Origin of the sequence: Parathalassolituus penaei, from assembly GCF_026626885.1 — a bacterium.
GTDB classification, from domain to species: domain Bacteria; phylum Pseudomonadota; class Gammaproteobacteria; order Pseudomonadales; family Oceanobacteraceae; genus Oceanobacter; species Oceanobacter penaei.
The window spans coordinates 304,768-324,738 of the sequence record NZ_JAPNOA010000016.1; the positions used below are offsets into that span (position 1 = coordinate 304,768).

Consider the following 19,971-nt stretch of genomic DNA (forward strand, 5'->3'; position numbering starts at 1 on the left):
GCTTCGGGCTGACAGAGGACTCTTCCGAATTTGGTGAGCTGGCCATGCCAGCAATGCCCGAAGTGCTGACGGCTACGCGTTTGCGCCAGCCGCGCTCCGAGGTACCCGCCAGTATGACCATTATTGAAGCGGAGCAGATCGAGGCCTGGGGCGTACGTACCTTGCCTGAGCTGATGCGTTTTGTGCCGGGGATGTTTGTGGGTCATGGTGATGACGAAAACAATCCGGCGGTGGTTTATCACGCTTCATCACCAAACGTCATGCGCCGCCTGCAGGTTCTGGTCGATGGTCGCTCGGTGTATCGCGCCGGTATTGCCTCGGTGGTCTGGGATGATATTCCGGTGGCATTGGAGGATATCCAGCGTATTGAGGTTACCCGTGGTCCCAACTCGGCTTCCTGGGGTGCCAATTCTTTTCTTGGGGTAATCAATATTGTGACCCGACATCCGGCGGATACGGCTGGCACGCGCTTGCGTTACCGTACGGGCAGTCAGGGTGTTGACGACGGCTTTGTCAGCCACTCCTGGCAAAATGCCGGAACTGCCTGGCGGGTTTCCGGTTCAGTTCAGGCCGATGACGGCTTTGATGGTGCCAATTCGAAAAACAGCAGTGATGATCAGCGCCGGGACAGTCGTCGCCATGGTTTTGTGAATTTTTCTCGTCAGCAATGGCTCGATAATGGCTGGCAGTGGGAGTCGCAGGGTGCGGTGAAACGTGGTCATACCGACATCCGCAAGGAGAGTTATGACCTGGATCCACCGGATCAGGATACTGATCAGGCGTTTATCTGGAACCGTCTGTCTCGCGAATTCAATGCTGACCATTCGTTATCCGTTCAGGGATACTGGCAGTACGACCATCGCCGTGTGCAGGCGCGCTCTTGCGCACCTGTGGTCGGATTTGAGCCGGCACTGTTTGATTTGTACCGCAGCAATCCTCAACTGGTGAATCTGGTGGTACAGCAACTGGCGCCGACATCTGGCAGCAGTGCCACCGTTCAGGGATTGGTGGGGGCCGTGGCGTCTGGTGCTATAGACGCGCAGGGGTTACAGCAAACACTGAATGCGGCTGGCTACGATGTGGCGGTATCCGATACCGATCTGGATGTACTGCAGCAGGTGCTGGCCAACAGTTATAACGGCTCGGACTTCAGTGATCTGTCGTCGTTTGTCTGTGGTGATACTGACCGCAGCATGTACGAGGAGCGTTTTGATCTGGAGGTCCAGGATACCCGGCGCTGGAATGACCAGTGGCGTAGTGTTCTGGGTGTTAACCTGAGACGAGATCAGGCGCTGTCGACTACCTATTTTGATGGTATTGTAAACAACGATACGTATCGCCTGTTCGGAACCCTGGAATATCGTCCGCTGTACTGGTTGTTGCTGAATCTTGGTGGCAGTTTTGAAACCGAGGACGTTAATGGTTCTGTGTTTTCACCTCGATTGGCAGCCAACTTTCTGTTGACTCCTGAGCAGAGTATTCGGCTGGTGTATTCAGAAGCCGTGCGCTCACCGGATTTGCTTGAACAAGACCCAGAGTACAGTATTCGTATGACGGGCATGGATGATAATTATCTGGGCATTACGTCCGGACGCTACTACATGAATCAGTGGGCAGGGGCCCGCACCCTGGATAGGGAGCACATAGTCAGTCACGAAGTCGGGTACTACGGGCGCTATTGGAACCCTGATGTCGAGCTGGATATCAAGCTGTATCACGATGATCTGTACGATCTTATTTCGGATCCAATTGCTCTGAATACGCTGCGTATTGCTTCAGATACCCGCATGGAAATCCGTGGGGCAGAAATGCAGCTGGGGTGGCGTCCGGTTGGAGGTCATTGGTTGTGGCTGAATGCCGCGCATACCGAAGCGAGCGTTGAGCTGGGCGATATCAGCGGTCTGACTGCCAAACAGATCGCCAACAAGGAAGTTCTGGAGCTGCGTATGACGCCATCCAGCAGCCTGGTTGCCAGTTGGCATTATCAACAGAAACGTTGGGGCATGACGCTGTCTCATTTCTGGTATGACGCATACAATGATTTCAGTTCAAATTCCAACCGCTACCGTCGTTACGAGATGAACGTCAGGACTAACATGCGCATAGGAAGATTTAATCCGTGGGTTGGTGTCTGGTTTCAGCATCAGATCAGTGATGATGCTCTGGTCTACAACAATCAGCGTTACGGTGTAAGGAATATCGGTTTTGTCCAGATCGGACTGAACTTATAGGAGTATTAGGCCAAGCATGGATGCCTGTTTTCGTTTCTTTTGGATTCTGATCGTATTGGTGGGGGGGAGCCCGGTTGCCAGTGCGCTTGGTATTGCTCTGGTGACCGACCGTCAGGTGTCATCGGTACAGGAGCTGGAACAGCATCTCGAAAAGAGACTGAATGCCGATTGTGATGTGATTCTGACGGATGATGGTTTTACTGCAGGCAAGAGCTACGATCTTGTGTTGTTGGCTGGCCCTGGCGCTCTTGAGCAGTGGCCTCGGATCAATAACCGTCCCAATGTGCCGGTGATTGCCGCGTTCAGCAGCAAGCAGGATATCGAACTGGCCGGGGTTCATCTCGACAGTGCGGTTTATCTGGAGCCCCCACTAACCCGCCAGATTGCGCTGGCTGAAGGTGTGCTCGGTGCAGAGGTTCCGCTCGGTGTGCTGGCTAACAACGCCGCTTCATTGCAGAAAATCGGTGTGGATATCTCCAGATTGGGAAGACACACCGATATTTTTTATGTCGACGATTACGATTCCCTTAATCGTGCCTTGGTAGCACTGCTACGCGACAACATGGCACTTGTGGGGGTATATGATCCCGAACTGTTCAGTGCCAGCAATATCAAGAATATCCTTATTACGGCTTATCGTCAGAACCGGCCGTTGTTTGGGCCTTCCAGTGCCTATATTCGTGCCGGTGCTCTGGCCACTACCTTTAGTGATGTCGAGGATGTGGCCGCTCGTCTCTCCGATATTATCCAGCAAGGACGCAGTGGTCGAGGCTGGCCCGTACCGGATTACAATCCGTATTTTCGTGTTCGTTACAACCAGCAGGTTGCGCGTTCCCTGAACCTCAGTCTGCCGGATGCCGATGAGCTTGCTCGTAAACTGGGCAGCAAGGTGGCCCCATGAATTGGGTGCGACGTTGGTCTATCCGTCGGCGGATCATGCTGATCGGTGTGGTTCCTGCCGTGCTCGCGGTTCTGATGATCACCGGTTATCACATGTACCATCGCTGGCAGGAGTTGCATCGTGAAAACGAAGCGGTGGTGGGTATTTTGCTGGAGCACCTTGCAGCAGCAGCTGAGTACCCTGTCATATCTGGTAACTACGGTCTGCTTGAGGCCGTTGTTGGTGTGGCATTGCGGCAGCCTTCGGTGATGGTGGTGCAGGTTCTGGATAGTGATGGCGTCGTGTTATACGAACAGCATAGTCCTCGCTTTGAGCAGGTCCGAAAAAGCGACTTGCAGCCATATAATCGACCGATTATTCAAGAGGTCCCGGATCTCGGCAGTTTTTCTGATTTTGATGACACTCCTATGGTGAAACGCACTCTGGGAGCGGTACGGATCGAGGTCACGGATATTTTTACCCGTCAGCGTGAAGCCAGCATTCTGCGCCAGTCGTTATTAACCGGCTTGCTGGTGGTGGTGTTGTCGATGATGGCCGCGTGGGGGATTTCCACGACCACAATTCCGCCACTGGAGCGTCTGGCGCGGTTTATCAACCGACTTGGTGGTGAGGCGCCGGTGGAGCGTCTGATCGTGGAAGGGGATACCGAAATCGGTCTGCTGCAAGGTAATGCCAACCGCCTGGCGGATACACTTGATCAGGCGCGTGCCAGCCAGCGAGCTTATACCGCCCAACTGATGGAAGAGCAGCGCAAGACCCAGTTGGCGGCGCAGGCCAAAAGTGAATTCCTGTCAATGATGAGCCACGAACTGCGGACGCCTCTGAACGGTGCTGTGGGACTGGTACAGCTGCTGTCACTGGATAATGGTCAGGCGGAGTTCGACGAGTACAAGAAAACCGCTGAAGAATCCCTGATGCACCTGACTCAGCTGCTGGAAGACGTTCTGGTACTGGTCGACAGTGAAAAACGTAATATCACGGCGGTATACGATGATCGTGATGTCGCCAAAGAGCTGGATGGTCTGGTCAAGGAGTTCAGCCAGAAAGCGCTCGCCAAGCGAATCTCGTTTGTGGTCGAGTACGATGAATACCTGCGTAATAACCGGGTTGGAATTGATTCATCGGTACTGCGGCAACTGGTGCGGCACGTTGCAGGCAATGCGGTGAAATTCACCGATCGTGGTTATGTTCTGATGCGGCTATCGGTGATCAGTCACCCGGGGCGGCGTTTTCTGCAGGTTCGGGTGCTCGACTCCGGTATTGGTATTCCGCATGACAAACGTGAGCTGGTATTTGAAGCGTTTTCTCAACTGAACAGCTCGTTCTCACGTCAGTACGATGGGTTGGGTGTTGGCCTGACCATTACTCATCACATTCTGAAGTCTCTGGGGGGCGTGATTTGTATTAATGATAATCCTGTTGGTGGAACGGAAGTGACTTTGGAAGTACCGATTACCAGAGATCCCGTTCCTTCCTTGGGCGATGATGCTCTGTTGCGGTTGCCGATGAGAGTGCTGGTCGTGGAGGATAACAAGGTAAACCAGAAAGTCATTGAGCACATGATGCAAAATGTCTGCCCACAATTGGTGATTCAGATAACTGATTCCGGTGAAAAGTGTCTGGCTACGCTGGCAACAACGCCACGGCCGTTTGATCTGGTATTGATGGACTGCCATATGCCAGGTATTGATGGCTTCGAAACGACGCGTCGAATGCGCGAACTGGATGCCGAAACTCCGGTGGTGGCGTTTACTGCCAACACCTCGGATCAGGTGTTCCAGCAGTGTCTGGACGCCGGTATGAATGATTTTCTGGGGAAACCGGTAACACGGGATGCATTGCGGCGGGTGATGCTGAAGTGGGCAGCGCCTCGTTATATGGCAATGCCCCCTTCCTTGCGGTAAAACACCGCGGGAGCTCATCCGCGGTGCTTCACACTCAGCAATCAGGCTTCGTGGTAACGTTCCACGGTGGCCACTTCTTCGGCGGAACCGATCACGACGGAAACGCGATCGTGGATGCCCAGCGGCTGTACAGACAGGATAGACTCGGTTGAGGTGCTGCCTTTACCGCCAGCCTGTTCCATCAGCAGACTCATCGGGTTGGCTTCGTACATCAGACGCAGTTTGCCTGGTTTTTTCGGCTCACGGCTGTCCCATGGGTACATGAATACACCGCCACGGGTCAGGATGCGGTGAATTTCGGCCACCATGGAGGCAACCCAGCGCATGTTGTAACGCTTGCCGAGAGGGCCTTCTTCACCGCGCAGCAGGTCGGCTACGTAGTTCTGCATGGCTGGTTTCCAGAAGCGCTGGTTAGACATGTTGATGGCGAATTCTGCTGTCTTGGTGTCGACACGAATGTTTTCGCGTTGCAGCAGGTATTCACCCACACGGCTGTCCAGAGTAAAGGAAAATACGCCGTTGCCAGTGGTCAGAACCAGCAGGGTAGATGGACCATACAGCACGTAACCGGCGGCCAGTTGCTGTTTGCCTGGTTGCAGAAAGGCGCGCTCATCGCCTCCATCCAGTTCAGCCGGAGCCGCCAGAATGGAAAAAATAGTACCAACGGTAACGTTGATATCGATGTTGGAGGAGCCATCCAGCGGATCGAACAACACCAGGTAACGGCCGTCCGGGTTGCAGCCTACTGGCAGGGTTTCCTCTTCACTGGCCAAACCTTTGATTGAGGGCAGTGCTGCCAGACCGTCTTTCAGCAGGTCGTTGGCAATAACATCCAGTTTCTTCTGGTTTTCACCCTGAACGTTTTCCTGACCGGCACTGCCCAATACGCCAGCGAGGTCGCCGAGCTGAATGAGGTGGGCGATGTCCTTGCTGATAGTGGCAATCTGATCAATGACTTCGATCAGTCCATTGTCACTACAGTGCTGTTGCAGAAAATTCCTGAGTCGTTGCATAGGGATGCTCCAGTGGTCACATGCTTTCCGTGGCGCGGATACTACCGTAAAGACGTCACAATTTCAGTCTTCGGGATGAGGTAAAACCGACGAATGTATCCTACAGGACGCAATAATCGACGCCGACAGGCAAGTGGCGCCATTGCTTGGGGAATAACCCGCTTGCCGCTACACTAACGGCTTTTCAGGCAGCATCGGTCTAATACATGCAGGACACAAAGCGTCTTCATATTCTGGGTATCTGCGGCACTTTTATGGGGTCGCTGGCGCAACTGGCGCGAGAGTTGGGGCATCAGGTTTCTGGCAGTGATGCCGGGGTGTATCCGCCCATGTGTGACCAGCTGGCTGCCGCCGGTATTGAACTGACCAGTGGCTATGATCCATCCGGTATCCCTGAGGATGTTGATGAGGTGATCATTGGCAATGCCATGTCGCGTGGCAACCCCTCGGTGGAATATGTGCTCGAACGCGGTATTCCCTACACCTCTGGCCCGGAATGGTTACGTCGTGAGGTTCTGCAATCCCGTTGGGTGTTGGCGGTGGCCGGTACTCATGGCAAAACTACCACATCCAGTATGGTGGCCTGGATTCTGGAAGACGTGGGCATGGCGCCAGGCTTCCTGATTGGGGGGGTGCCAGGCAATTTCCCGACTTCTGCCCGCCTCGGGCAGACTCATTTCTTTGTGATTGAGGCTGACGAATACGATACGGCGTTTTTCGACAAGCGTTCCAAGTTCCTGCATTACCTGCCACGTACCCTCATTGCCAATAACCTCGAATACGATCACGCCGATATTTTCCCGGATCTGGAGGCGATTGAGCGCCAGTTTCAGCATCTGATGCGTCTGGTTCCTGCTTCCGGCCGGGTGGTGTTGCCAGCGGGCGAAGCCGCTCTGGAGCGGGTTCTGGACAAGGGACGCTGGTTCGATGTTGAGCGCTTTGGTGCAGAGCAGGATTGGAGTTACCAGTTGCTGGCCGCGGATGGCAGTGCGTTTGCATTCTGTTATCAGGGGGGGGGTCAGGCTGAGGTGCGTTGGGGGCTGACGGGTCTGCACAATGTGCGTAACGCCTGTGCGGCGATTCTGGCTGCGCGCCATGTTGGTATACATCCCGCTCAGGCGGCAAAAGCCCTGTGTGATTTCCGTGCGGCACGTCGTCGTATGGAGCTGCTGGCGGATCATGATGGTATTCGGGTGTACGACGACTTTGCTCATCACCCAACGGCTATTGCCACCACTCTGGAAGGCTTCCGTGCCTCTCTCGCGGCAGGCACGCGGGTGCTGGCGGTGTTGGAACCACGTTCCAATACCATGAAGGCGGGCGTTCATAAGGACAGCCTGGCGACTTCTGTTGCGGCGGCGGACCACAGTCTGTGGTTGCAGCCGAGCGGCCTCGGCTGGTCATTGCAGCAAGTGGCGGACGCCTGTGGCGGTGAGTGTCTGGAAACCGCAGAGGCGGTTCTGGCGTCGTTAAAAGCGCAGACTCAACCGGGTGATCAGGTGATTTTTATGTCCAACGGTGGCTTTGCCGGTTTGCCTGCACGCTTTGCCGAGTGGATTGCCAACGGGCGTCCACTGTAATGAGGGTTTGTCTGGCAGTAACCGGAGCCTCCGGTTCAGTCTATGCCCTGCGCCTGCTGGAAGTGCTGTTGCAGGCTGGTTGCGATGTAGACGTGATTTTTTCCAAGGCCGCCCTGTTGGTGTTTGCTACTGAAACCGGCCTCAGCCTGCCGCCCAAACCCCAGGCGCAGGCACAATGGTTGCAGCAACGTTTCGGTGTGGATGACCAGCGCTTGCGGGCATTTGGCCGCGACGACTGGATGGCGCCCTGGGCTTCTGGTTCTGGACAGCCGGGGCCGGTTGTGGTCTGCCCGTGCAGTACCGGTACGCTATCAGCCATTGCCACAGGCGCCAGCGACAACTTGATCGAGCGTGCCGCTGATGTAGCGCTTAAGGAGCGTCGCAAACTGGTGCTGGTGCCACGGGAAACACCGTATTCTGAAATTCACCTGCGCCATATGCTCGATCTGACCCGTATGGGAGCGGTGATTCTGCCCGCCAGCCCGGGGTTTTATCACCAACCTGCCACTATTGATGATCTGGTCGATTTTGTGGTGGCCCGAATTCTTAATCAGCTTGGGGTGCAGCATCAGTTGATGCCATCCTGGGGACAATCTGCCAGTGGAGCGACTGAACGTGACTGAGCCTGTAAAACCGGAAGAAAAGCCGGATAACGCCCGTACTCTTGGGATTGGTTTTATTGTCGGTGTAATAGTGGCGGTTCTGGCGCTGGAGTATTATGGATATATTCGCCACTCTGATGCCTCCGATGCCGCCCGAATCGACCAGTTCAATTTGATGGAGCTGAGTGAAAACGTTGATCTCAAGGTATCTGATAAAGAGTCCGGTAAACTGGCATTTTGCAGTGATGGTTATCTGTTGATGCGTCCGGACAACAACAAGCCAGTCGCTGGTATTCTGGTTGATAGCCATAACCGTGCCGTGCGTTGTAAACCGGGTATGAGCGACGAATGACAAGAATATGAGCTGCAGATTGGAAGACGGGGCGATTCCTTCATAAACTGTAATCAGTAGTGATGAATAACCGGGAATAGTCTGATGTCGCTGAACTGTGTGTTCTGCAAAAAACCGGTGTTTGGGGTGGGAGGGTTGACGGTTCCTGAGCTGGGTCCGGCTCACAAGAACTGTTATGACGCCTACCGCACCATGCGCCGGACATTTCGTACAATTGATATTACACGTCTGAGCGATGCGGAATTGGCAGACCTGAAGGACTTGGTGCTAGCAGAGGAAAACGATCGCAAGCGCCATTCCGGGTCGGACAAGTCGTCGTTGAATGATGATATCGAACTTTTCTGAGCGGGTGTCAAAGCCCCGGGTTAGTCATGCTTATTGAAAACAACTCCAATCTGATTCGTGGTGTGTTTGCAACTACTCTGGCGTCTGGTGCCAGTGTTGATGTTGCGGAGCTAGTCAATGATCGTTTTCTGGCTGTTGCCAGTGAATCCTTGTCGCTGTTCAGTACCCGCAAAGCTGTGTCTGACCCATTGGGGAACGGTTTGCTGCAGCGTGTCGGTATTCCTGAGTCTGACTGGCTGCTAGCTGAAGACGGTGATTTTATTCTGGAGCACCGTGCTGGATATGTTGGACTTTGCAGTGGAAAGGTTCTGCTGATTGGTTTGAATGATGCTCGTCTGTTTTCTGGGCCAGCGGACGCACTACGAAATCGCAATGAAATCGTCAGAATTCCGCTAGCTTGAGCGGTTGTCACTACAACTGACCTTGTTACACTATCTGACCGATAGCTTTATAGATTTTGGAGCCGGAGTTGCCCATCAATCCCTTTCACACATTGATTATTGGTGCTGATCGTCCGTTAGGCCAGTATTTGGCTCGCGCTCTTGCTGCCGACAACCTGCATTACAAGAGTTACTCGATCGAAGGTCGTGAGCGTGTGGCTATTTTGGGTAGTGGTCAGCCATTTTTTGTGCTGACACCTGCGCTTGCCAATGGTTCTGATATCGAAGACGCCCTGTACTGGATTGAAACCCTTGAGGAGCACGATGCGCCGATTGTTCTGGTTTCATCACTTGCAGTCTTTGCTCCCCAGAATCAGGCGCGTCATACCGAAACCTCTACCCGATTTGCGGATAATGATCATGCCCGGCGTTTGCTGGCATTGGAGCAGCGGGTCAAGCAATGTCGTCGTCATCTGATCTTGCGTGTTGGACAGTCATTCTCGGTGCAGGCGGGGGATTTTGCGCATGCCTTGCTTATGGCGTTGCGTGATCGTGTTGAGTTGACGGTAGATGATGTAGAGTTCTTTTGTCCAACTCCTGACGACGATATAGCAACTGTGTTGCTGGCGATGATGAAACAGGCTGATTGCTCAGATGATCTATGGGGGCTGTATCACTTTTGTGGTGTTGAACCGGTTAACGCTTTTGGATTTACCGAAGCTCTTCTGGCAGAAGCCAGTCAATACGAAGATCTCTCCAATGTGCGTCTGGAATCGGGAGCTGGTGGTTTCCGGCCAGTATGGCAGGTGCCCTGTGGTGATGTGACGCACCTGTTTTATACCTTTGGTATCAAGCGGCGTCCGTGGCGTTCTGGACTTGGGCGTTTATTGCGCCGTTATTACCGGGCATAATCGTTCCACAGACATAAAAAAACCGGCACATGCGCCGGTTTTTTGCTTTCTGAAGCCTGGTTTTACACCAGGTTCAGAGCGCTGGACTCTTTGTACAGAGTCATCAACTTGTCAGTAATCACTGAGCGAATGCCTTCACGGTCCAGAGATGACAGTGAGTGCAGTTGCTTCAGGCGCAGACGGTGCAGGTGCAGGCATGGCAGCTGATCATTGAATTCGCGCAGGTCACCTTTCATAAGAACCGGCAGAAACGGATCCTCGGTGTTGGAACGACGCAGAATCTGGCGAATACCTTCCTGGAATGGAATCGGTACTGAGCGGACGTTCTTGTCACGATGAGAAATGATCAGGTACAGACCGCTTTTGCCGATCAGGTTACCTGGGATTACGTGCAGGCCGGTGGACTGTACTGCTTCCGGATTCAGGTGACTGAATGTGTCGTGGAAAGCATACGGATCCGGCAGAATTACCAATTGGCGGTTTGCTTCTTCTGGGAAGAACACGCTGTAGTTTGTGTACAGCTGTCGTACTGCAGACGAAAAGACGCAAAACCGGCTTTCAAACTGTTTTACAAAGCTAACGGCACGTTTGTGCTGGTGAATCTTTTCAAGATCCCACACAAGATCCGCATTGCGCTGCTGCTTCACAGAGTTCATTTCGGTTACCCTTCCATTCCAGTTCGATTCACTGCCAGACATTCACCATACTAGATGAATGTTAAAATTTAACTATGACTTGGGTCGCAGTTTGTCAGCTTGTGACGAAAATTGTCAGGCAATCGGCTAAAGAAACAATTGCCACATCAGTCAGCATAGTATGGTTCGTTCGTTTGGCTGTATCTGTGATCTGTCTATTGTTGCTATGTTAACTGCATCACGGATTTCGCCCAACTTCTATTTTGTCAGACAGTGCCAGCTTATTGTTTAGCGGTGCTTTTTCTTACACAAAAACAAAGCCAGCTCACTTAAAAGGCGCCACGGGTCATCTCCACGACCTTTGGCGGCTTCGTCAACATCCGCTGCAAGACGGATAGCGGTGAACAGGCGTCCTTCGTCAATCCGGTCCAGAGCCTGGCGATAGGCCGGTTGCTGGCGAGGCCAGATCCGGCAATCCTTGAAAGCATTGGTCAATTCCTGACCATGCAGTCCGGTAAGTTGAACCAGCTGATGCAATTTGTGCACCAAAGCCCCAAGGATTGAAATTATTTCTTGTCCCTCACTGCGCAGATGCCCAAGAATCCTGCTGGCATTCCTGACATCTCCCTCAATACAGGCGTCGGCGAAGGCAAATGCATCGTATCGGGAGTTGTCTCCCAGTGCACTGATTAGTTGCTCTTCGCTAATGCTGTGCACGCCGCTGATGCGCAGTTTTTCGATTTCTTGCACCGCTGCCAGCAGGTTGCCTTCGGTTTGCTGGGCCAGCAGGGCTACGGCCGCCGGATCTGCCTGAATGCCTGCTTGTTGCAGGCGATTACGCAGCCAGCCCGGGTAGTGATTGCGTTCAATTGGCCATACCTGAATCACCACGCCGTGACGTTCGGCAGCCTTGAACCAGGCGCTGTTCTGGGTTGCGCTGTCGAGGCGCGGGCAGAGCAGCAGCAGGGTGTTATCCGGTGATGGATTTGTCAGCAGGGCTTTGAGCGTTTCGCCCTTGTCGGAGGGTTTGCCATTGGGGATACGTACTTCCAGCAGACGCTGGGTCGCAAACAGCGACATTGAATTGGCTTCTTCATGCAAGGATTTCCAGTCGAAACCGGCTTCGGCATGAAACACCAGGCGTTCTTCAACGCCGCGTTTACGGGCCGCCTGACGGACCTGATCTGACAGTTCATTGATCAGCAGGGGTTCGTCACCACTGATGAGGTAAACGGCTTCCAGCCCTTTTTTAAGGGCTTCTGTCAGCTCTTCACTGCGTAGTTTCATGAAGACATCGGATTGTGCAGGGCGCCCAGACGCAGCAGCAGACGTTCCACCAGTTCGTTCTGGATGGCGCGTTTCTGTTCCGCTTCTTCGGTAGTGGTGGCAATTACACGGTTCACGTCGTTGTCAAAACGGCGCATGGCGGTAACCACCAGATCGGTGTCGCCATAAAATTCGTGAGAGACATGAGCGGTCAGCTCTGCTGTCAGTTCGTAACTGGCAATCTGACCGGCACTGTTGATGGTCAACGTGCGACGATCGTAACTGACGGGTTCGATGTGGATGCTGGCTGGAGCATTCTGGTTGTTGGTGGCCACTTTCCAGCCGCGCAGGTTCATCTGGCGATTGAGGATGCGGGTCAGCTCAGGGCTGGCATCGCTCAGTACCACAATGTTGCGATAGGCCGGTGATGGCTGGTAATCACCACGCAGGTGCCAGCCACAGGCTGACACCAGCAGGGTAGAAACCAGCAGCAGGGCGGCATAAAGCCGACCTGTGCCTGTCAGGGCTTTAAACAGCGCCACGGATCAGCCCGCCACGATGTTGATCAGTTTGCCCGGAACCACAATCACCTTGCGAATGCTCTTGCCGTCGAGTTGCTTCTGCACACTCTCGTCAGCACGAGCCTGGGCTTCGATGCTTTCCTGGCTGGCGTCGGCGGCTACTTCGAGCTTGGCGCGCACCTTGCCGTTCACCTGAACCACCATCAGCAGGGTGTCGGCAACCAGTGCTGACTGATCGGCCACCGGCCAGGAGGCGTCAATCACCAGACCGTCGTTGCCGAATTGGCTCCACAGGGCCTGAGTCATGTGCGGTGCCATCGGGCTCAGCATACGGATCATGGCGTCCATGGCTTCCAGCGCTACCGAGCGGCTGCCAGCCTGGGTCAGATCCAGTTTCTGCAGGGTCTTCATCAGTTCCATGATGGCGGCGATGCCGGTGTTGAAGTTGTAACGACGGCCAACGTCATCGGAAACCTTGTTGATGGTTTCGTGCAGCTTGCGACGGGCGTCCTTGTCGGCTTTTTCGAGCTGGTCGGCAGGAACACTGACGGTTTCGTGCTGCAGCAGTTCGTAGGCCAGACGCCATACACGTTGCAGGAACTTCTGGGCACCCTGAACACCGGAGTCTGACCATTCCAGAGTCTGCTCTGGTGGCGCTGCGAACATGGTGTACAGACGCACGGTGTCGGCACCGTACTTGCTGATGGCATCCTGCGGATCAACACCGTTGTTCTTGGACTTGGACATCTTGCTCATGCCGGCATGTTTCAGCTCGAGGCCATCAGCCGCACGACGGGCACTGGTCATACGACCCTTGTCGTCACGTTCCACTTCCACTTCAGTCGGGTTAACCCACTCTTTGCCGCCATTCTCGTTGTTGTAGTAGAAGGCGTCGGCCAGCACCATGCCCTGGCACAGCAGGCTCTTGAATGGCTCGTCGCTCTGTACCAGACCGGCATCACGCAGCAGCTTGTGGAAGAAGCGTGAGTACAGCAGGTGCAGAATGGCGTGTTCGATACCACCGATGTACTGGTCTACCGGCAGCCAGTAGTTGGCTTCGGTCGGGTCCAGCATGGCGTCGTGGCTGTCCGGGCTGCAGTAGCGGGCGTAGTACCAGGAAGACTCCATAAAGGTGTCGAAGGTATCGGTTTCACGGAACGCAGGCTGACCGTTGAATTCGATGTTTTCGAATTCCGGGTTGTTCTTGATTGGCGAGTTAACGCCATCCATTACCACTTCGGTAGGCAGCACTACTGGCAGCATGTCAGCCGGAGCTGGCACGGTGTCACCATCGGCGGTGCGGATGACCGGGATTGGAGACCCCCAGTAACGCTGACGGCTTACGCCCCAGTCGCGCAGACGGTAGTTGGTTTTGACTTCACCCAGATTGCGGGCAACCAGCCAGCCAGAGATGGCATCAAAGGCCTGTTCGAAGTCCAGACCGTCGAACTCGCCGGAATTCACCAGTACACCTTTTTCGGTGTAAGCGGCCTGGGTCAGGTCGATGCTGGCATCGGCGTCGGCTGGACGGATCACCTGATGCAGTTCAATGCCGTACTTCTGGGCGAATTCCCAGTCACGCTGGTCGTGGGCTGGAACGGCCATTACCGCACCAGTGCCGTATTCCATCAGTACAAAGTTGGCAACCCACACCGGAACTTCCTTGCCGGAAATCGGGTGAATCGCGGTGAAGCCAGTGGCCATGCCTTTTTTCTCGGCGGTGGCGATGTCGGCTTCAGCAGTACCGGAGCGGTTACATTCTTGCAGGAATTCCGCCAGCTCGGCGTTGTTCTCGGCGGCCTGACGCGCCAGGGCGTGGCCAGCGGCGACCGCTACGTAGCTCACACCCATCAGGGTGTCAGGACGAGTGGTGTAAACCTCCAGCTGTTCGCCGCTTTCCTTGATACCAAAACGCAGCTGCACACCACGGGATTTGCCAATCCAGTTGCGCTGCATGGCTTTTACCTGGTCTGGCCAGCCGTCGAGCTGGTCGAGGTCATTCAGCAGTTCGTCGGCGTAAGCGGTGATACGGATAAACCACTGAGGAATTTCCTTGCGCTCAACCGGGGTGTCACAACGCCAGCAGCAGCCTTCGATAACCTGTTCGTTCGCCAGTACAGTCTGGTCATGCGGACACCAGTTAACGGCAGACACTTTTTTGTAGGCCAGATCTTTTTCGATCAGCTTGGTGAAGAACCACTGTTCCCAGCGATAGTACTCGGGTTCGCAGGTCGCGATTTCACGCTGCCAGTCGTAACCGAAGCCCAGCGATTTCAGCTGGTTCTTCATGTAGGCGATGTTTTCCTTGGTCCATTTGGCCGGAGCCACCTGGTGTTTGATTGCCGCGTTTTCGGCTGGTAGACCAAACGCATCCCAGCCCATCGGCTGCAGCACGTTTTTGCCCTGCATGCGCTGGTAGCGGGAAATCACGTCACCAATGGTGTAGTTACGCACGTGCCCCATGTGTAGACGACCACTTGGATACGGGAACATCGACAGGCAGTAGAACTTTTCCTTGCTGGCATCGGCGACAGCCCGGAATACCTGTTTTTCCTCCCACTGTTGCTGGACAGCGGGTTCAATCTCGTGGGGCAAATAGGTTTCTTGCATCATGGCGACTTTGACTGGTTACGTGAGTTCGGGAGCAATGTTGCTACAACACTGCTGGAGGTCAGGGAGTTTACCCCAATGATAGGGCAGGATGCACATACGGCGTACCGGCAGGGCTGAAACAGCCTTGTTCTGGAAATTACCGCGAAACGGGTCAAACTTTTGTCGCAATCAAGGGTAATCGGGTGACGGCCGTTGATACAGGTCAGGTATAGTCCGACAAACGCCCAAAACTACAATTGGACGTATTGGAGCCACTGCAGCGCGATAGTATCGTAGCCGCACAGTCATGGATAAGTCGCAAACATGAACATTAAAATCCTTTTTCTGATCGTTTTATCAATACTGCCTGTGATGTCGCAGGCTGAAACGGTTGATGAACTTCAAGCGGACATGGCCCGTATCCAGGCTAATCCGGAAGCACTCAAGTCCGCCGTACAGATGGGTGAAGACCGGGCTATTCTCTGTTTTTCCTGTCATGGCAAGGATGGTAACAGCAAGCGGGATTATATTCCCAACCTGGCTAGCCAGAATGCTACGTATCTGTTTAACCAGTTCGAAAACTTTGCCACTGGCAAGCGTACTGACTATGTTATGAGCAAGCTCGCCAAACAGCTGACAGGCCCTGAACGCGTGGCGATTGCCCTGTATTTTGCTGATCGTCCGGTCAAAGAGCGTGAAGAGCCGGTGGCCATGTCGCCAAAAGGTAAGCAGTTGTATGAGTCTGTTTGTTTCGCCTGTCATGGCCCTAGTGCTCATGGTGACCATCAATACCCACGCATTGCTGGTCAGCCGTACACCTACCTTGAGGCAACGCTGATGAAATTCCTGAAAAAAGATCCGGAGCGTGCCAAGTCGCCAATGGTCGCTGTGGTTCAGAATATGACAGAGGAGCAGTTGAAAGATGTGGCTTCTTATTTGACCCATATGCCATAAGGCATCCTTGACGCTGACTGTTTGATAAGATCCCGTTTCAAGACGCCCTCCGTGGCAATGCTCTGACTGATCCGGGATCTGACATGACTGACCAATCTTCTGCACAACCCCGCACCGCCTGGCGTTTCTGGGTGGATCGCGGGGGCACCTTCACCGACATCGTCGCCGTTCACCCGGATGGTCGCCTGCTGACCCGCAAGCTCTTGTCGGAAAATCCCGGACATTACGACGACGCCGCCATGGCGGGTATTCGCCAGCTGCTGGACGAAAACGGCCGTAATGATCAACCCCTGCAATTACAGATGGGCACCACGGTGGCCACCAACGCCCTGCTGGAACGCAAAGGTGAACCGGTTGCCTTGTTGATCAGCCATGGTCTGCGGGATCAGCTGCAAATCGGTTATCAAACCCGCCCGGATATTTTTGCCCTGCAAATCGAGCAGTGTGCGCCCCTTTACGATCTGGTGCTGGAAGTACCGGAACGAGTGCTGGCCGATGGTACGGTGGATATGCCGCTGGATCGTGAAGCTGTCTGTTTGCAACTGCAGGAAGCGCGTGCCGCTGGCTTTACGGCTATTGCCGTGGCGCTGATGCACAGCTGGCGTTATCCGCAACATGAGAAGCAAATTGGTGAGCTGGCGCGTCAGTTCGGGTTTGAGCGTATTTCCCTTTCTCATGAAGTCAGCCCTTTGATCAAACTGGTGCCGCGTGGCAGTACTACCGTAGCGGATGCCTATCTGACGCCGGTGCTGGCTCGTTACGTTGCGGGGGTCCGCAAGGCGTTGGATGAACTCGGCGTCGAAGCCAGTCTGCGGTTTATGCAGTCTAACGGCGGCCTTGCCGATGCCAGCCGTTTTCAGGGCAAGGACGCAGTATTGTCCGGCCCCGCAGGTGGTGTGGTGGGGATGGTGAATACCGCTCGCGCCGACGGCTTTGAGCAGATTCTCGGTTTTGATATGGGCGGAACTTCCACCGATGTCAGCCATTTTGCCGGTGAACTGGAGCGGGAAAACGAAACCCTGATTGCCGGTGTGCGCCTGCGTGTGCCGATGATGAATATCCACACCGTCGCTGCCGGTGGTGGTTCGATTGTGCGGTTTGCCGATGGTCGCCTGCAGGCTGGGCCGGAATCCGCTGGTGCCTATCCGGGGCCGGCTGCCTATCGCCACGGTGGTCCGTTAACCGTCACCGACTGCAACCTCCTGCTCGGCAAAATCCAGCCGCAGTTTTTCCCGGCGATTTTTGGCCCTGAGGCCAATCTGCCGCTCGACCTTGAGGGTGTTCGCCAGCAATTTGCTGAGCTGGCCAGTGCGGTATCCGAGGCCAGCGGTCGTCAATGGACGGCGGAAAGCCTGGCTGAGGGTTTCCTCACGGTGGCTGTCGACAACATGGCGTCGGCCGCTCGCAAGATTTCCGTACAGCGTGGTTACGACGTACGGGATTACGTCCTTAACGCGTTTGGTGGTGCCGGTGCCCAGCATGCCTGTCTGGTGGCGGAGTCGCTGGGTATGCAGCAGGTGTATCTGCATCCGCTGGCTGGCGTGTTGTCGGCCTATGGAATTGGTCTGGCGGATGAACGCTGGTTGGGCGAAGAGGGGATTGATGCTCCGTTGGCCAGTCTTGCCACCGACTTTAATGAGGCAATTGAACAGAGGTTGTGGTTTCGCAGTGAGTGGCAACCATCAGCGACGGATGATGCCGAAATCAGCCGGATTGTGCGGGTCTGGTTGCGCTACACCGGCAGTGACACCCGTTTGCTGGTGAATCTGGCCGATATTTCCACCATGCAGGCAGAGTTTGAACAGCAACACCGGCAGTTATTCGGATTTATTCAGCCGCAGCTGGCGCTGCATGTGGATGCCCTGCAGCTGGAGCTGGTTCGCAGCGGTTATCCATTACAGGTGCGTCCGCCGGAAAGTGCTGGGTCTGATGCCTCGCGTGGTGTGGTGGAAATGTATATGAAAGGGCAGTGGCGTTCGGTGCCAGTTTGGGCGCGTGAACAATTACCGGAGCACTTCCGGGCGGTTGGGCCGTTGTTACTGACCGAAGCCAACAGCACCATTGTGGTAGAGCCGGGCTGGATGTGTCGGCGTTTGCCATCGGCAGCGCTGGTGCTGGAACGTTTGCCTGAAAGTGCAGAGGATTCCGACTCGGCCCAGCCGGATCTCGCCGATCATGGCCTCGACCCGATGCAGCTGGAAATCTTCAATAACCTGTTTATGGCTCTGGCCGAACAGATGGGGCTGGTGCTGGAGAAAACCGCATCGAGCGTCAATATCAAGGAGCGCCTCGATTTCTCGTGCGCCCTGTTTGACCAGCACGGTGAGCTGGTGGCCAATGCGCCCCATATTCCGGTGCATCTGGGCTCCATGAGTGAAAGTGTGCAGGTGGTGATGGCCGAGCATCCGCACATGAGTGCCGGTGATGCCTTTGTGCTGAACACTCCTTATAAAGGAGGCACTCACTTGCCGGATGTGACCGTGGTGAAACCGGTGTTTATTGCGGGTTCACACGCGGGACGCCCTGACTTTTTTGTGGCCGCTCGCGGTCATCATGCCGATATTGGTGGTATCACACCGGGCTCGATGCCGGCCAACAGTCACAGCATTGATGAAGAAGGGGTAATGTTGGATAACCTGGTGCTGGTGCGCGCCGGGGAATTTCAGACTGACGCCCTGTTGCAGGTGCTGACCGATGCCGAATGGCCTGCGCGTAATCCGCAGCAAAATATTGCCGACCTCAAGGCCCAGCTGGCGGCGTGTGAAGCCGGTGCCCGTGAGCTGGAGCGTTTGTGCCAGCGTTACGGAGTGGACGGTGTGCAAACCGCCATGCAACAGGTGCAGGCCAATGCGGAGCAGAGTCTGCGTGACTGCTTGCAGCAGTTGCCGTCTGGCTCGTTCCGTTACGATATGGATGACGGTACGCGCTTCTGTGTCCGTATCGATGTGGACCAGCACAACCGAAAGGCTCTGATTGATTTCACCGGCACTGGTTGGTTTGGTAATCCGGAACGTGGCCACACCATGCATCCGGGGAATTTTAATGCGCCCACCTCGGTAGTCAAAGCAGCGGTGTTGTACAGCTTCCGAGTGCTGGTGGCACGAGCGGTACCGCTGAATGCCGGGTTCCTGCGTGCGCTGGATATTCGGGTGCCGGAAGCGTCCATTATTGCACCGCAATATCCGGCTGCCGTTGTGTCCGGCAACGTGGAAACTGCCCAGTACCTGGTCGATTGCCTGATGGGCGCACTGGAGCTGATGGCGGGCTGTCAGGGCACCAACAACAACTTCACGTTTGGCAACCAGCGTCATCAGTACTATGAAACCCTGTGTGGTGGCGCCGGCGCCTGTGCATTAGGGGTTGGTGCCAGTGCGGTGCATACCCATATGACCAACTCGCGTCTGACCGACCCCGAAGTACTGGAACAGCGTTTCCCGGTTGTACTGGAGCGATTCCATATTCGTCATGGCTCTGGCGGTGAAGGTGTGTTTGCCGGTGGCAACGGTGTTGAGCGGCATATCCGCTTCCGTGAAGACATGACCGCCAACATTATCAGCGGTCATCGACAGGTAGCGACCTTTGGTCTGGCCGGTGGTGGTGAAGGGCGTCCGGGGCATAACTTTGTTATGCGGCAGCAGCCTGGACAGGCACCACGTATCGAGTGGCTGGGCGGTTGTGCCCGGGTCGAAATGAAGGCGGGTGATGTGTTTGCCATTCATACTCCGGGTGGTGGTGGTTGGGGGACTGAACCCCGCGATTTGTAAGGGTTTTTACGGTTTTCAGG

General features: G+C 54.9%; 16 protein-coding genes. 11 read left to right on the plus strand and 5 right to left on the minus strand.

Annotated features, from left to right (window positions below; genetic code table 11):
- The first annotated feature begins 44 nt into the window (after positions 1-44).
- Genes OUO13_RS04575 through OUO13_RS04585 form a run of 3 tightly spaced genes read left to right on the plus strand, consistent with a single transcriptional unit; the run spans position 45 to position 5,036 of the window.
- Positions 45-2,231, plus strand: coding sequence for a TonB-dependent receptor plug domain-containing protein (locus OUO13_RS04575; protein ID WP_283172673.1), 2,187 nt, complete (start codon positions 45-47; stop codon positions 2,229-2,231).
- A 16-nt stretch (positions 2,232-2,247) separates the two neighbouring features.
- Complete coding sequence (locus OUO13_RS04580; protein WP_283172674.1) at positions 2,248-3,132, plus strand: hypothetical protein; 885 nt, start codon at positions 2,248-2,250, stop codon at positions 3,130-3,132.
- Positions 3,129-5,036 (plus strand): response regulator, encoded by a 1,908-nt coding sequence (locus OUO13_RS04585; protein WP_283172675.1) that lies wholly within the window; start codon positions 3,129-3,131, stop codon positions 5,034-5,036. Before OUO13_RS04580 ends, OUO13_RS04585 begins: the two co-directional genes overlap by 4 nt.
- A gap of 41 nt (positions 5,037-5,077) precedes the next feature.
- On the opposite strand, the gene OUO13_RS04590 is transcribed toward OUO13_RS04585, so the two are convergent.
- A complete protein-coding gene (locus tag OUO13_RS04590) occupies positions 5,078-6,049 on the minus strand; it encodes a class 1 fructose-bisphosphatase (RefSeq protein ID WP_283172676.1) in 972 nt (323 codons plus the stop codon).
- 206 nt (positions 6,050-6,255) lie between these two features.
- Here OUO13_RS04590 and mpl point away from each other — a divergent pair, with 206 nt between their 5' ends.
- The 6 genes from mpl (at position 6,256) to OUO13_RS04620 (ending at position 10,219) form a co-directional block, all read left to right on the plus strand.
- Positions 6,256-7,629: a UDP-N-acetylmuramate:L-alanyl-gamma-D-glutamyl-meso-diaminopimelate ligase gene (gene mpl, locus OUO13_RS04595; protein ID WP_283172677.1), complete on the plus strand. Its 1,374-nt coding sequence runs from the start codon at positions 6,256-6,258 to the stop codon at positions 7,627-7,629.
- Positions 7,629-8,252, plus strand: a complete 624-nt coding sequence (locus OUO13_RS04600; RefSeq protein ID WP_283172678.1) for a flavin prenyltransferase UbiX — start codon at positions 7,629-7,631, stop codon at positions 8,250-8,252. The genes mpl and OUO13_RS04600 overlap by 1 nt, the downstream gene beginning before the upstream one ends.
- Positions 8,245-8,583, plus strand: a complete 339-nt coding sequence (locus tag OUO13_RS04605) for a PA3694 family proteiin (RefSeq protein ID WP_283172679.1) — start codon at positions 8,245-8,247, stop codon at positions 8,581-8,583. The genes OUO13_RS04600 and OUO13_RS04605 overlap by 8 nt, the downstream gene beginning before the upstream one ends.
- A gap of 84 nt (positions 8,584-8,667) precedes the next feature.
- Positions 8,668-8,928: a DUF2175 domain-containing protein gene (locus OUO13_RS04610; protein ID WP_283172680.1), complete on the plus strand. Its 261-nt coding sequence runs from the start codon at positions 8,668-8,670 to the stop codon at positions 8,926-8,928.
- Positions 8,929-8,954: 26 nt separating this feature from the next.
- Positions 8,955-9,329 (plus strand): hypothetical protein, encoded by a 375-nt coding sequence (locus tag OUO13_RS04615; RefSeq protein WP_283172681.1) that lies wholly within the window; start codon positions 8,955-8,957, stop codon positions 9,327-9,329.
- Positions 9,330-9,397: 68 nt separating this feature from the next.
- Positions 9,398-10,219, plus strand: a complete 822-nt coding sequence (locus tag OUO13_RS04620) for a sugar nucleotide-binding protein (RefSeq protein ID WP_283172682.1) — start codon at positions 9,398-9,400, stop codon at positions 10,217-10,219.
- Between the two features lie 62 nt (positions 10,220-10,281).
- Here the strand turns inward: OUO13_RS04620 and OUO13_RS04625 are convergent, their stop codons facing one another.
- From OUO13_RS04625 to leuS, 4 genes are all read right to left on the minus strand, one after another.
- Positions 10,282-10,875 carry a hypothetical protein gene (locus OUO13_RS04625; protein WP_283172683.1) on the minus strand — a complete coding sequence of 198 codons (594 nt, stop codon included), beginning with the start codon at positions 10,873-10,875 and terminating at the stop codon, positions 10,282-10,284.
- A 267-nt stretch (positions 10,876-11,142) separates the two neighbouring features.
- Positions 11,143-12,141 carry a DNA polymerase III subunit delta gene (holA, locus tag OUO13_RS04630; RefSeq protein WP_283172684.1) on the minus strand — a complete coding sequence of 333 codons (999 nt, stop codon included), beginning with the start codon at positions 12,139-12,141 and terminating at the stop codon, positions 11,143-11,145.
- Entirely contained in the window at positions 12,138-12,662 is a 525-nt protein-coding gene (locus OUO13_RS04635) for an LPS-assembly lipoprotein LptE (protein ID WP_283172685.1), read from the minus strand. The genes holA and OUO13_RS04635 overlap by 4 nt, the downstream gene beginning before the upstream one ends.
- A 3-nt stretch (positions 12,663-12,665) precedes the next feature.
- Complete coding sequence (gene leuS, locus OUO13_RS04640; protein WP_283172707.1) at positions 12,666-15,251, minus strand: leucine--tRNA ligase; 2,586 nt, start codon at positions 15,249-15,251, stop codon at positions 12,666-12,668.
- A gap of 306 nt (positions 15,252-15,557) precedes the next feature.
- Here leuS and OUO13_RS04645 point away from each other — a divergent pair, with 306 nt between their 5' ends.
- Both OUO13_RS04645 and OUO13_RS04650 read left to right on the plus strand, forming a co-directional pair.
- Entirely contained in the window at positions 15,558-16,187 is a 630-nt protein-coding gene (locus OUO13_RS04645) for a c-type cytochrome (RefSeq protein WP_283172686.1), read from the plus strand.
- An 83-nt stretch (positions 16,188-16,270) separates the two neighbouring features.
- On the plus strand, positions 16,271-19,951 hold the full coding sequence (locus tag OUO13_RS04650; protein WP_283172687.1) for a hydantoinase B/oxoprolinase family protein: 3,681 nt from the start codon (positions 16,271-16,273) through the stop codon (positions 19,949-19,951).
- Positions 19,952-19,971: the final 20 nt, after the last annotated feature.